The organism is Pantoea sp. Lij88 (genome assembly GCF_030062155.1).
Taxonomy (GTDB): domain Bacteria; phylum Pseudomonadota; class Gammaproteobacteria; order Enterobacterales; family Enterobacteriaceae; genus Pantoea.
In genome coordinates, this window is the sequence record NZ_CP118269.1 from 2,271,952 (window position 1) to 2,284,846 (window position 12,895).

At 54.4% G+C, this 12,895-nt stretch carries 14 protein-coding genes and 1 other annotated feature; all 14 genes read right to left on the bottom strand.

The window, feature by feature from the left end:
* Positions 1 to 2: 2 nt before the first annotated feature.
* A complete protein-coding gene (locus PU624_RS14400) occupies positions 3 to 1,454 on the bottom strand; it encodes a protein adenylyltransferase SelO (RefSeq protein WP_283545530.1) in 1,452 nt (483 codons plus the stop codon).
* Between the two features lie 79 nt (positions 1,455 to 1,533).
* Positions 1,534 to 2,280, bottom strand: coding sequence for an EAL domain-containing protein (locus tag PU624_RS14405; protein ID WP_283545531.1), 747 nt, complete (start codon positions 2,278 to 2,280; stop codon positions 1,534 to 1,536).
* A 294-nt stretch (positions 2,281 to 2,574) separates the two neighbouring features.
* A complete protein-coding gene (locus PU624_RS14410; RefSeq protein WP_283545532.1) occupies positions 2,575 to 3,033 on the bottom strand; it encodes a C40 family peptidase in 459 nt (152 codons plus the stop codon).
* Between the two features lie 68 nt (positions 3,034 to 3,101).
* Positions 3,102 to 3,851, bottom strand: coding sequence for a vitamin B12 ABC transporter ATP-binding protein BtuD (gene btuD / locus PU624_RS14415; RefSeq protein WP_283545533.1), 750 nt, complete (start codon positions 3,849 to 3,851; stop codon positions 3,102 to 3,104).
* A complete protein-coding gene (locus PU624_RS14420) occupies positions 3,852 to 4,397 on the bottom strand; it encodes a glutathione peroxidase (RefSeq protein WP_283545534.1) in 546 nt (181 codons plus the stop codon). It lies immediately after the preceding gene.
* A gap of 49 nt (positions 4,398 to 4,446) precedes the next feature.
* Positions 4,447 to 5,430 (bottom strand): vitamin B12 ABC transporter permease BtuC, encoded by a 984-nt coding sequence (btuC, locus tag PU624_RS14425; protein ID WP_283545535.1) that lies wholly within the window; start codon positions 5,428 to 5,430, stop codon positions 4,447 to 4,449.
* Positions 5,431 to 5,608: 178 nt separating this feature from the next.
* Entirely contained in the window at positions 5,609 to 5,911 is a 303-nt protein-coding gene (ihfA, locus tag PU624_RS14430; protein WP_003853259.1) for an integration host factor subunit alpha, read from the bottom strand.
* A gap of 4 nt (positions 5,912 to 5,915) precedes the next feature.
* On the bottom strand, positions 5,916 to 8,303 hold the full coding sequence (pheT, locus tag PU624_RS14435) for a phenylalanine--tRNA ligase subunit beta (protein WP_283545536.1): 2,388 nt from the start codon (positions 8,301 to 8,303) through the stop codon (positions 5,916 to 5,918).
* Between the two features lie 14 nt (positions 8,304 to 8,317).
* Positions 8,318 to 9,301, bottom strand: a complete 984-nt coding sequence (gene pheS / locus PU624_RS14440; protein WP_090961585.1) for a phenylalanine--tRNA ligase subunit alpha — start codon at positions 9,299 to 9,301, stop codon at positions 8,318 to 8,320.
* Positions 9,302 to 9,372: 71 nt separating this feature from the next.
* Positions 9,373 to 9,498: a sequence feature (Phe leader region), on the bottom strand.
* Complete coding sequence (pheM, locus tag PU624_RS14445) at positions 9,449 to 9,493, bottom strand: pheST operon leader peptide PheM (RefSeq protein WP_106120997.1); 45 nt, start codon at positions 9,491 to 9,493, stop codon at positions 9,449 to 9,451. It overlaps the preceding feature by 45 nt.
* Before the next feature lie 117 nt (positions 9,499 to 9,615).
* Entirely contained in the window at positions 9,616 to 9,972 is a 357-nt protein-coding gene (rplT, locus tag PU624_RS14450) for a 50S ribosomal protein L20 (protein ID WP_003853267.1), read from the bottom strand.
* A 44-nt stretch (positions 9,973 to 10,016) separates the two neighbouring features.
* Positions 10,017 to 10,214 carry a 50S ribosomal protein L35 gene (rpmI, locus tag PU624_RS14455; protein ID WP_010245683.1) on the bottom strand — a complete coding sequence of 66 codons (198 nt, stop codon included), beginning with the start codon at positions 10,212 to 10,214 and terminating at the stop codon, positions 10,017 to 10,019.
* Between the two features lie 99 nt (positions 10,215 to 10,313).
* Entirely contained in the window at positions 10,314 to 10,865 is a 552-nt protein-coding gene (gene infC / locus PU624_RS14460) for a translation initiation factor IF-3 (protein WP_029519030.1), read from the bottom strand.
* A 3-nt stretch (positions 10,866 to 10,868) separates the two neighbouring features.
* On the bottom strand, positions 10,869 to 12,797 hold the full coding sequence (gene thrS / locus PU624_RS14465) for a threonine--tRNA ligase (RefSeq protein ID WP_283545537.1): 1,929 nt from the start codon (positions 12,795 to 12,797) through the stop codon (positions 10,869 to 10,871).
* Positions 12,798 to 12,895 lie beyond the last annotated feature (98 nt).

Sequence of the window (12,895 nt, forward strand, 5' to 3'; positions counted from 1 at the left end):
GATTAGCTGGAGCAGCTGACCTCTAAGGTTTTGCCCCAGTTTGGCGGCCGCTGACGATACTCAGCGGCTGTTTCATCGCTAAAGGGTTGCTGTAACGCCTGATGCAGACGTGCCAGCGCACCCTGCTCGCCCCGCTCCGCCTCTTCAATCGCCTGCTGCGCCAGATAGTTGCGCAGAATCACCGCCGGATTGGCCGCCTTCATCACAGCCTGACGTTCCGCATCGCTGACCTGCTCGTCCATCAGACGGCTGCGATAGCGCTGATACCAGCGGTCAAATGCCTCACGATCGATAAATTCATCGCGCAGCGGTGAGCGGCTTTCAGCCTGCTGAGTCTCACTCAGCACCCGGAATGTCAGGGTGTAATCGCTGTGCTCCTGGGTCATCAGTGCCAGCAGATCGGTGAGAATCTGGTTATCGCTGCTCTGCTGTGTCAGCAGGCCGAGCTTCGCCCGCATCCGTTCGCCCCAGACCCGCATCAGTTCCGGTTCATAGGCGCTCAGCGCCGTCCGCAGCTGCTCGGTGGTCAGCAGACCCGACAGCGCATGCGCCAGCCGGTTGAGATTCCACATGCCAATCATTGGCTGATTTTCAAAGCTGTAGCGCCCCTGATAGTCGCTGTGATTACAGATGAAGTCAGGCTGATAATCATCGAGAAAACCAAACGGGCCATAGTCGATGGTGAGGCCGAGAATCGACATGTTGTCGGTATTCATCACCCCATGCGCAAAGCCTGTGCTCTGCCACAGCGCAATCAGGCGCGCGGTGCGTAACACAATGTCAGTAAACCACTGTTGATAGCGGTCAGCTTCCGCTTCCAGATGCGGCCAGTGATGGCGGATAGCGTAGTCGGCCAGCTGCTGCACTTTCTCCTGCTGCTGGCTGTAAAAGAAATGCTCGAAATGGCCGAAGCGCAGATGGCTCGGTGAAATACGCATCAGCATTGCGCCACGCTCGGGGGTTTCACGGTAGACCGGCTCATCGCCTATCGACAGGGTCAGTGCGCGAGTGGTCGGAATACCCAGATGGTGCAGCGCTTCCGAGGCGAGAAACTCCCGCACGCTGGACCGGATCACGGCCCGGCCATCGCCCATGCGGGAATAAGGCGTCAGCCCGGCGCCCTTGAGATGCCAGTCCAGTTTACTGCCATCATCGAGGCGCTGTTCACCCAGCAAAATACCGCGCCCGTCGCCAAGCTGGCCCGCCCAGACGCCAAACTGATGACCACTGTAGACCTGTGCCAGAGGCTGCATGCCGGGCAGGCGTGCCGCGCCGTGCCAGACATCATGGCCGTTACCGGCAAAGAGTGCGCTATCCAGACCCATTGAGGTTGCAAGCGGTGCGTTGTGATACAGGAGGCGTCCGCCTGTCAGCGGCGTGGGGTTTAGCGCGGTGTAACACCCTGTCAGTTCACGGAACCAGGTGTTGTCAAAAGTGGCCTTGCCTGAGGACATTGTTTCTCCCATGCGCTGCTCAGCGATACGTAGATTAGTTCTCTAGTGTAACGCTGATAGCGGGGATTAACAGGGAGTATCAGCCGGGATGCTGAGAGGATGGCATGCGATCGTCCGCGCAGAGCAGCGAACGCAGTGCATCAGATTTTACGACCGGGAAGAGCGCCCCCTGAAAGTCGGCACCGTCCAGCTGGCTGACTTTATCGAAAAGCATTTCGTCGTCAATGCCACAAATAATGAGCCGGTCACAATGGGCGCGGAAATTATCAATAATGCTCTGAATAAATGGCACGAAGGACGCGCGTTTTGCCAGCGAATGAATAAACTCTTTGTCCAGGCAGATGCAGCTGAATAAATTATCGTAGACGGCATTTGAGGGCGTCTTACCCGCGCCGAAATGTGAAAGCGCTAAATTAAATTCAGCATGCAGGTCAGCCAGCAGCGGATTATTTTTTCCCAGCTTCAGCTGCGGAAACGTTTCAGTTATATTCAACAGTATGAACGGCAGCTGTTTTATTTTCCGCATCACTAATTCACTGGCCAGCAGCATCCGGGCCATCCCTTCATCTATCCGGATAAATGCTGATACCGAATGCGCTTCAAATAAGGCGCGATTCTGCTCCAGCAATCCAATCTGACTTTGCAGAAGGCGCAGCTGCTGCGACTCATCAAGCTGCGGCAGCAACAGATCCTGCGGCAGCGTGATGGGGGCACTTTCATGCACAAACTGCGTGACCAGCTCGACAGCGGTCAACCGTCCGTGAACATCACAGACAGGATAAAACCAGATTTCCGACTGATAGTCGGCCGAGAGATGAATTTTCATTTTAATGCCAGAATAAGCGGCGATGGGGATATCGTATAGTAATGGTCAGGCGCAGGCAATAGTGCCAAATCATTGATGAGACGAACTTCTTTGCCCTTCCACCGCCGTTTGACCACCGGCGATCACGCTTAAGCCAAATAGTAGCAATAAAACACCGGTTATTAGCGGAATTAAATCAGGGTTAATTATGTTTATTAAAACCCGCAATCAATAACAGTCATTTAAAATAAAACTTTTACTCTCTGTTTTAACTCTATTTAAAATTGGACTTAAGTCTGATTTTCGAGCCCGCCTTTAAATACGGCGCGCCTGCCAGAAGACTTTTCGCCAGTAGACATTGTCGAGCGAGGAGCGGATAACGCCCTGGCTGGTTGAAGCGTGGATAAAGGCGTTATCGGTGTCATAAATGCCCACATGCAGGCCATTCTCGCCGCGACCGGTTTTAAAGAAGACCAGATCGCCGGGCAGCAGTTCGTCTTTGCTGATTCGGGTGCCGATATCGCTTTGGGCTGAGGTGGTGCGCGGCAGCTGCAGCGCAAATTTGTCGCGGAAGGTCAGATAGACAAAGCCGGAGCAGTCAACGCCGTTACGACTCATGCCGCCATAGCGATAAGGCGTGCCACGCCAGTGACCGAGCTGATCGTTCAGTTCCGCTATCACAGTAATCGAATCGGAAAGACGGCCATTAATCGGCGGAGCGTGATGACTGCATCCCGTCAGCAGCAGAATTAAAATCAGCAAAGCCAGGCGCATCGCCAAATGTCCTTATCAGAAGTTGCAACCGGCTTAATGTAGCGGTAAAGCCCGCCAGGTAGCAAGTGTCAGGGCAGGACGGTCAGCAGCGTGCGTCCTTCGAGTTGAATCTGCCGGAAAACAATCTGGTAGAGCGGGGTCAGGCGCTGCGGCGTCAGGACCTTTGCCGGTTCGCCCTGCGCAAGCACCTCTCCCCTGTTCATCAGCCAGACCCGGTCGGCGTGTTGCAGGGTGTGGTTGAGATCGTGACTGCTGGCAATAACGCTGATACCTGCCGCGCACAGCTCCGCAATCAAATCATCCACCGCTTTCTGCTGACCGATATCCAGCGCCGTCAGTGGTTCATCAAGGATCAGCAGCCGCCCGCGTGAATTGATGAGGGGATCAATCTGCGCACAGACCGCTGCCAGCCTGACGCGCTGCCATTCGCCGCCGGAGAGCCGGGTCAGCGAACGTGATAATTTATCCTGCAGCTGAAGCCGTTCCAGCAGCGTGCTGAGCCGGGCATCGGACTGCGATGCCGCCTGTTTCAGATGCAGACGCAGATAGTGCCAGACCGGCATCTGGCTCAGCGGTGCCTGCTGCTGTGGCAGCCAGCCGCGAACGCCGGACAGGGCCGCGCCGTTCCAGTCACTCAGCGACCGATCGTCCAGCAGCACCTTACCGGAGGCGGGTTGCAGTCCGGCAATCACACTGAGTAAGGTGCTTTTGCCTGAGCCGTTCGGACCGGCCACGTGCAGCAGCTGACCGGCGGCAAGCTCACCGGTCAGTGGCTGCAGCCGTCCTGGAACGGCGGCCTGTTGCAGGCGCAACAGCATCTATTTTGCCAGCGCCTGCTTGATGGTTTCCAGAATGATCGGATCTTCCGGCGTCATGTCCGGTGTAAAACGCTGGACCACGCTGCCGTCCCGGCCAATAAGAAACTTTTCAAAGTTCCACAGAATATCGCCCGGCTCTTTCGGTGCGCGTCCTTTACTCTCCATACGTTCGTAAAAGCCGCTGCCTTCCGGACGCACTGCGTCAGGCCGGGCCGCAATCATCTGAGCATAGAGCGGATGACGTCCTGCGCCATTGACCTCGGTTTTGGCAAACATCGGGAATGTCACGCCATACGTAGTGCTGCAGAAGGTTTTGATCTCCTCATTGCTGCCCGGCTCCTGCTCCAGAAACTGGTTGCAGGGGAAACCAAGCACGCTGAAACCCTGGTCCTGCCAGGCTTTCTGCAGGTTCTCCAGCTCTTCATATTGCGCCGTCAGACCACATTTTGAGGCAACGTTAACCACCAGCAGGACCTTGCCCTGCCACTGTGACAGCGTGGTTTTTTCCCCATCGAGCGTAACCAGTTCGGTCTCATAAATGTTCATGATTTTTCCTTTGTGAATGCTGTTGTGGATCCAGAATAACCAGCCGAAGCTAGCGCGAAGATTTCACCAGTAAAATAATAAACAGCGGCGCGCCCAGTGTCGCGGTCACGACGCCAATCGGCAATTCCGCCGACGTCAGCGCCAGACGTGCCACAATATCGGCGGCCAGTAGCACAGCCGCACCCGCCAGCGCCGAGGCCGGCAGCAGATAACGGTGATCGCTGATGCCGCTCAGACGCAGCAGATGCGGGATAACCAGCCCGACAAAACCAATGGCACCGGCCATCGCGACGCTGATGCCCACCAGCCAGCCCATCGCCAGCACCAGCAGGTTGCGCCAGTAGAAGAGTGACAGTCCGAGCTGGCGGGCGGATGTCTCGCCCAGGGCCAGCAGATTGAGAATCGGCCCGGTCGCCACCAGCGCCAGCAATACGGGCAGCAGGGCCAGCAGCATCCAGCCATAGCGCCAGTCAATTCCGCTGAATCCCCCCATCATCCAGTACATCAGCTGACGCAGATCCAGACTGGTGCTGAAGTAGACCGCCCAGGTCATGATGGCACTGCAGATAATCCCCAGCGCCACGCCGGTCAGCAACAGCCGGGAGACAGAGAGCTGACGATGCGCAAAATGCAGCAGGATAAGCGTAATAATCAGTGCACCGGCCATCGCCGCCAGTCCGAGGCTCCACAGCGAGCCACTGCCCAGCAGCACGCCAAGTACCAGGCCGATACCGGCTCCGTTCGACACGCCAAGCAGTCCGGGCTCCGCCAGCGGATTGGTAAACAGCGCCTGCATCACGACACCGCATACCGCCAGTGACGCGCCTACCAGCACCACCGCCAGGCTGCGGGGCAGCCGTAGCTGCCAGACAAAGAGTCTGCCGCTCTCGGTGAACCACGCTGAGGGCGCGATCCAGCTGTCTCCGGCACAAAGGCTGAGACAGAGCAGTACAGAAAGCGTAATGGCCAGCGCAATCAGCCATTTCTGGCCGCGCCGATCGGCCTGGCGCGCGAACGAGTCGAGCAGAGACATAAGCAGGATTAGCTGAGAAAACAGTGATTTGATTGTAGAGGGATTGCAGAAAAAAGAAAGGCGGGTGAGACGGGTAGCATTGGGGTGATATAGACATTTACCGGCGCGAAGAGCAGAAATTCACTGTGCTGAAACCATGAAAAAGGCCGCTTTCGCGGCCTTTTTGAAACGCTGAAATTCAGTCAGTCTCTTTGGGTGTAGCGTTCTCTACGCGGCTTTTCAGCTTCTGTCCTGGGCGGAACGTTACTACGCGACGCGCAGTAATCGGAATATCTTCACCCGTTTTCGGGTTTCTGCCAGGACGCTGGTTCTTGTCACGCAGGTCAAAATTACCAAACCCAGACAGTTTTACCTGTTCTCCATTCTCCAAAGCGCGACGTACCTCTTCGAAAAACAGCTCTACTAACTCTTTGGCATCGCGTTTGCTCAGCCCGAGTTTCTCAAACAGGTACTCTGACATCTCAGCTTTTGTAAGCGCCATAGGTTCAATCCCTCAAGGTTGCCTGGAATCGCTCTTTTAATGCCGCAACGCATTTGCCAACGGTCGCGGCAATCTCCTCTTCTTCGAGTGTCCGGCTGGTATCCTGCAAAATCAGGCTGATTGCGAGGCTCTTGTAGCCCTCAGAAACGCCCTTACCGCGGTACACGTCAAACAAGTTTACGCCAACTACCTGATTTACGCCAACTTTCTTACACTCCGCGATGATATCTGCTGCAGGGACGTTTTCAGCCACCACAACGGCAATATCACGACGGTTTGCCGGGAAGCGAGAAATCTCGCGCGCGTCAGGCAGGACGCGGTCTGCGACCTTATTCCAAAGCAGTTCAAAGACTAAGGTGCGGCCATTGAGATCAAGCTTACGTTCCAGCTCAGGATGAACCACGCCGATAAATCCGATATGTTCATCATGCAAATAAATCGCCGCGCTCTGTCCTGGATGCAACGCCGGATTCGCTTCAGCCCGGAAGCTGATGTCATCCAGTTTGCCGGTTAAATCGAGCAGCGACTCTAAATCGCCTTTCAAATCATAGAAGTCAACTGTCTGACGCGCCAGATCCCAGTGCTCTTCAACGCGGTTACCGCTGATGACGCCAGCCAGCATAAGATCCTGACGGATGCCTAAATCGGCCTGGGTATCCGGCACAAAGCGTAAGCCGCTCTCAAACAGGCGGACGCGGCTCTGCTGACGGTTCTGGTTATAAACCACCGCGCTGAGCAGACCGGTCCAGAGAGAGAGACGCATCGTCGACATATCGCTGGAGATTGGGCTAGGCAGTAACAGCGCCTCTTCGCCCGGGTGCAGCAGCTGCTGGATTTTCGGATCGACGAAGCTATAGGTAATCGCTTCCTGATAACCTTTATCTACCAGCAGAGTTTTTGCACGTTTCAGCGACAGGTTCGCTTCGCGGTGCTGAGTCATCACCAGAGCGGCCTTTACCGGCACATCCGGAATATTGTTGTAGCCGTAGATACGGGCCACTTCTTCAACCAGATCTTCTTCGATCGCCATATCGAAGCGCCAGCTCGGGGCGATGGCCTGCCACTGCCCTTCACTCACGGTCACTTCACAGCCAAGGCGGGTCAGAATGTCAGTAACCTGCTCATCCGCAATCACGTGACCAATCAGACGGTCCAGCTTTTCACGACGCAGCGTAAGGGTCGCCGGGACAGGTAGCGCTGCCTGATGGGTTTGATCGATGATCGGGCCCGCTTCACCGCCGCAGATGGACAGCAGCAGCTGGGTAGCACGCTCCAGCGCGGTGTGTTGCAGCGCCGGATCAACGCCACGCTCGTAGCGATGTGACGCGTCGGTATGCAGACCGTGGCGACGGGCGCGGCCGGTGATAGAGAGCGGATCAAAGTACGCGCACTCGAACAGGATGTTCTGCGTTTCGCCGTTCACACCCGAATGTTCGCCACCAAAGATACCGGCCATCGCCAGCGCTTTCTGATGATCGGCGATCACTAAGGTATCACTCTGCAGGCTGGCTTCAGTCCCATCCAGCAGCGTCAGCTTTTCGCCCTCTTTCGCCATGCGCACCACAATACCGCCGTCAATCCGGTCAAGGTCGAAGGCGTGCATTGGCTGACCCAGCTCCAGCAGAACGTAGTTGGTGATATCCACAACCGGATCGATGGAGCGAATGCCGCAGCGACGCAGTTTCTCTTTCATCCACAGCGGCGTTGACGCCTTAACGTTGATCCCTTTCACGACACGGCCCAGATAGCGCGGACAGGCTTCTTTTGCGTCAACCTGAATCGGGAAAATTTCGTTCAGCGTGGCTGCGACCGGCTGCATCTCCGGCACGTTCAGCGGTAAACCGTTGAGTACCGCGACATCACGGGCGATACCGATCAGGCCCAGGCAGTCGGCGCGGTTAGGTGTGACGCTGATTTCAATGGTGTTGTCATCGAGCTGCAGGTACGCACGGATGTCGGTGCCAATCGGCGCATCGGCGGGCAGTTCGATGATGCCGTTGTGATCGTCGGAAATACCCAGCTCGGAGAATGAGCAGAGCATGCCTTCAGACGGTTCGCCACGCAGTTTGGCCGCTTTGATTTTGAAATCGCCTGGCAGCACGGCGCCCACGGTCGCAACGGCGACTTTCAGTCCCTGACGGCAGTTCGGCGCGCCACAGACGATATCCAGCAGGCGATCGCCGCCCACGTTGATTTTAGTCACACGCAGCTTGTCAGCATTCGGGTGCTGGCCGCACTCCACTACTTCACCGACCACGACGCCGTGGAATGCACCGGCAACCGGATCAACGCCGTCCACTTCCAGACCGGCCATGGTGATTTGCTCAGACAGCGCGGCGCTGTCCAGGGCTGGATTTACCCATTCGCGTAACCAGAGTTCACTGAATTTCATTGGATATCCTGCCCTTACTTAAATTGTTTGAGGAAACGTAAATCATTTTCGAAGAAAGCACGCAGATCGGTCACGCCGTAGCGCAACATGGTCAGACGCTCCATGCCCATACCAAAGGCGAAGCCGGAGTAGACTTCCGGATCGATGCCGACATTGCGCAGCACGTTAGGGTGAACCATGCCGCAACCCAGCACTTCCAGCCATTTGCCGTTTTTACCCATGACGTCCACTTCTGCGGAGGGCTCAGTAAACGGGAAGTAGGATGGACGGAAACGAATCTGCAAATCTTCTTCGAAGAAGTTGTTCAGGAAATCGTGCAGCGTACCTTTCAGGTTGGTAAAGCTGATGTTTTTATCAACGATCAGCCCTTCCATCTGATGGAACATCGGCGTGTGTGTCTGGTCGTAATCGTTACGGTAGACGCGACCCGGTGCAATAATGCGGATGGGCGGCTGCTGAGCCTTCATGGTACGGATCTGCACGCCTGAGGTCTGGGTACGCAGCAGACGCGTGGCGTCGAACCAGAAGGTATCGTGATCGGCACGCGCCGGATGGTGGGCAGGAATGTTCAGCGCATCGAAGTTATGATAATCATCTTCGATTTCGGGTCCGGTCATGACGGCAAAGCCTAACTCACCAAAGAAGGTTTCAATGCGATCCATGGTGCGGGTGACCGGATGCAGGCCGCCATTCTCAATGCGACGGCCCGGCAGCGAGACATCGATGGTCTCTTCCGCCAGACGGGCATTCAGCACCGCGGATTCCAGGGCATCTTTGCGTGCATTCAGGCGCTCAGTGACCTGCTGTTTTGCTTCGTTGATTACCGCACCCGCGGCAGGACGCTCTTCTGCTGGCAGCTCGCGCAACGTCGTCATCTGCAGTGTCAGATGTCCTTTCTTACCCAGGTATTCGACGCGCACCGCGTCAAGGGCGGCGATATCCGTCGCCCCGTCGATGGCCGCCGTGGCGCTGGCCACCAGTTCTGCGAGTTGGGACATAATTTCCTCTTTTTCCAGTCAGGCTGGTCAGTTCTCGTTGGGACCTGCCGGTCCAATATACTTACGCCAGAAACAAAAAAGCCTCCACGAGGGAGGCTTTCAGCGCGATTTTTCGTTTCTTCTCTTATGCGCAAAAGCCCCCGAATGTCAGGCGCTAAAGTAAAAAAAGAAACGGAAAATAGCAGCATTCATGCTTGCGGTTACCTTGTCATGCTATACAGGGTGTCTATTGAAATGCTCAGCGACTAAAAAGTCAATCATTTGCGTAAGTTACAGGCAATAAAAAAGGGAGCAAGCTCCCTTTTCCATCTGACTTACGCCAGGGCTGATTTCGCTTTTTCGACCAGTGCAGAGAATGCCACTTTATCGAATACTGCGATGTCTGCCAGGATCTTACGGTCAATCTCAATGGCTGCTTTTTTCAGACCATTGATGAAACGGCTGTAAGACATGCCGTTCTGACGAGCCGCTGCGTTGATACGCGCGATCCACAGCTGACGGAACTGACGCTTACGTTGACGACGGTCACGGTAAGCATACTGACCAGCTTTGATAACAGCCTGGAAGGCAACGCGGTAAACACGTGAACGTGCACCGTAATAGCCTTTAGCTTGTTTTAAGATTTTTTTGTGACGTGCGCGAGCAACTACACCACGTTTTACACGAGCCATTTAGCTCTCCTGTTTAATATTCTGAATTAATGAAAAAAATTTACTTATGCGTACGGCAGGCAGGCAATTACCAGACCCAGATCGCCTTTAGACACCATGCCTTTCGGACGCAGGTGACGTTTACGCTTAGTAGATTTTTTAGTCAGAATATGACGCAGGTTCGCGTGTTTACGCTTGAAGCCGCCAGAAGCGGTCTTCCGGAAGCGCTTGGCCGCGCCACGTACAGTTTTAATCTTTGGCATTTTAAAAATATCCACTTCGCATTGTTAATAACATGACCCAGACAGGCGAACAGTTAACCGCACAGCGCGAACGCTGCGCGGTTAATGCTACTTGAAAGCCTACTGTTTCTTCTTAGGAGCGAGCACCATGATCATCTGGCGGCCTTCGATCTTCGAAGGGAAGGATTCGACAATGGCCAAATCCAGATCTTCACACAGGTCTTTACGGACGCGGTTAAGCACTTCCATACCGATCTGCTGGTGCGCCATCTCACGACCGCGGAAGCGGAGCGTGATTTTGGCTTTATCGCCTTCTTCCAGAAAGCGAATCAGGTTGCGTAGTTTGACCTGATAGTCGCCATCATCGGTTCCAGGACGGAATTTGATTTCCTTAACCTGAATAACTTTTTGCTTCTTCTTCTGTTCCTTAGAAGATTTGCTTTTTTCATAGAGGAACTTGCCGTAATCCATAATGCGGCAAACCGGCGGTTCGGCATTCGGGCTGATTTCAACTAAATCGCCGCCCGCTTCCTCGGCTTTTTCCAAAGCTTCGCGTAATGTGACAATGCCAATCGGCTCGCCATCCATGCCTGTTAAGCGCACTTCGGTAGCACGGATTTCACTGTTAATTTTGTTCGGACGCGTAGGTAGTACTCGTTTTCCGCCTTTAATACTTTATTCCTCCAATTGTTGAAGATTTCGGCTGCGAATCTCTTGCTGAAGTTTCTCAACAAACACATCGACATCCATCGACCCAAGGTCTTTGCCACGGCGGGTGCGAACGGCAACTTTGCCAGATTCCACCTCTTTATCACCGCAGACCAACATATAAGGGACGCGACGTAATGTGTGCTCGCGGATTTTAAAGCCTATCTTCTCATTTCTCAAGTCTGCCTTCACACGAATGCCAGCATTCTGCAGCTTACGCGTCAAAGACTCAACATATTCTGCTTGTCCATCGGTAATATTCATTACCACAACTTGCAGCGGTGCCAGCCAGGTTGGGAAGAAACCGGCAAATTCTTCGGTAAGAATACCGATGAAACGCTCCATTGACCCCAGAATCGCACGGTGAATCATCACTGGCGTCTGGCGATCATTGTTTTCACCCACGTAGGTTGCTTCAAGGCGTTTTGGCAGGGAGAAGTCTAGCTGAACGGTTCCGCACTGCCAGGCGCGATCAAGACAATCGTACAAAGTGAACTCAATTTTAGGACCGTAGAAGGCGCCTTCGCCTGGCTGGAACTCAAACTCAATATTGTTTTCGTTCAGCGCAGCAGCCAGGTCTTCCTCGGCACGATCCCACATGTCGTCTGTTCCGATGCGCTTTTCAGGACGGGTGGATAGCTTCACCACAATCTTTTCAAAGCCGAAGGTGCTGTACATGTCATAAACCATGCGGATACAGCTGTTCACTTCGTCACGCACCTGCTCTTCTGTACAGAAGACGTGTGCATCATCCTGGGTAAAACCACGTACGCGCATCAGACCGTGCAGCGCGCCTGATGGCTCATTACGATGACAACTACCAAACTCTGCCATACGCAGCGGCAGGTCACGGTAGGATTTCAGACCCTGATTAAAGATCTGAACATGCCCAGGACAGTTCATCGGTTTAATGCAATATTCACGGTTCTCAGATGAGGTGGTGAACATCGCTTCTTTATAGTTTTCCCAGTGCCCGGTTTTTTCCCACAGGACGCGATCCATCATGAAGGGACCTTTCACTTCCTGGTACTGGTACTCTTTTAACTTGCTGCGGACAAACACTTCCAGCTCGCGGAAGATGGTCCAGCCGTCATTATGCCAGAAGACCATGCCCGGTGCTTCTTCCTGCATGTGGTAGAGATCCAGCTGCTTACCAATCTTACGATGGTCACGCTTCGCCGCCTCTTCCAGACGCTGCAGATAGGCTGCCAGCTGCTTTTTGTCTGCCCATGCGGTGCCATAAATACGCTGCAGCATTTTGTTGTTGCTGTCGCCGCGCCAGTAGGCACCGGAGATCTTCTGCAGTTTAAAATGATGGCAGAACCGCATATTCGGCACGTGCGGACCGCGGCACATGTCGACATATTCTTCGTGATGATACAGGCCAGGCTTATCGTCATGGCTGATGTTTTCATCAAGAATGGTGGTCTTGTAAATCTCGCCGCGCGCCGCAAAGACGTCGCGTGCTTCCTGCCAGCTGACCTTCTTCTTCACCACATCGTAGTTGGTTTCAGCCAACTGATGCATGCGCTTTTCCAGCTGGTCGATATCTTCCTGGGTCAGGGTACGATCGATGTCGACATCATAATAGAAGCCGTTATCAATGACCGGGCCAATCGCCATTTTGGTATCCGGCCACAGCTGTTTAATCGCATGCCCTAACAGGTGCGCACAGGAGTGACGGATGATTTCCAGACCCGCTTCATCTTTAGCGGTAATAATCGCGACGGCGGCATCTTCGGTGATGGGATCAACAGCATCAACCAGTTCACCGTTAACGCGACCAGCGATACAGGCTTTCGCCAGACCCGGACCGATGTCGAGCGCAATATCCATCACACTGACAGGGCGGTCAAACACGCGCTGGCTGCCATCAGGAAGCGTAATTACAGGCATTTCATATCCTTATTTGCAGTGGTAAGCCACACGAAAGCCTACATGCAACGTAATGTAAAATTAGTGACCTGGCGTGATATCAGACCCACATTGTCGGA

Excerpts from the sequence above, each read along its gene's own strand:
- PU624_RS14400 (WP_283545530.1), bottom strand. The coding sequence starts at position 1,454 with ATGTCCTCAGGCAAGGCCACTTTTGACAACACCTGGTTCCGTGAACTG.
- PU624_RS14405 (WP_283545531.1), bottom strand. The coding sequence starts at position 2,280 with ATGAAAATTCATCTCTCGGCCGACTATCAGTCGGAAATCTGGTTTTAT.
- PU624_RS14410 (WP_283545532.1), bottom strand. The coding sequence starts at position 3,033 with ATGCGCCTGGCTTTGCTGATTTTAATTCTGCTGCTGACGGGATGCAGT.
- btuD (WP_283545533.1), bottom strand. The coding sequence starts at position 3,851 with ATGCTGTTGCGCCTGCAACAGGCCGCCGTTCCAGGACGGCTGCAGCCA.
- PU624_RS14420 (WP_283545534.1), bottom strand. The coding sequence starts at position 4,397 with ATGAACATTTATGAGACCGAACTGGTTACGCTCGATGGGGAAAAAACC.
- btuC (WP_283545535.1), bottom strand. The coding sequence starts at position 5,430 with ATGTCTCTGCTCGACTCGTTCGCGCGCCAGGCCGATCGGCGCGGCCAG.
- ihfA (WP_003853259.1), bottom strand. The coding sequence starts at position 5,911 with ATGGCGCTTACAAAAGCTGAGATGTCAGAGTACCTGTTTGAGAAACTC.
- pheT (WP_283545536.1), bottom strand. The coding sequence starts at position 8,303 with ATGAAATTCAGTGAACTCTGGTTACGCGAATGGGTAAATCCAGCCCTG.
- pheS (WP_090961585.1), bottom strand. The coding sequence starts at position 9,301 with ATGTCCCAACTCGCAGAACTGGTGGCCAGCGCCACGGCGGCCATCGAC.
- rplT (WP_003853267.1), bottom strand. The coding sequence starts at position 9,972 with ATGGCTCGTGTAAAACGTGGTGTAGTTGCTCGCGCACGTCACAAAAAA.
- rpmI (WP_010245683.1), bottom strand. The coding sequence starts at position 10,214 with ATGCCAAAGATTAAAACTGTACGTGGCGCGGCCAAGCGCTTCCGGAAG.
- thrS (WP_283545537.1), bottom strand. The coding sequence starts at position 12,797 with ATGCCTGTAATTACGCTTCCTGATGGCAGCCAGCGCGTGTTTGACCGC.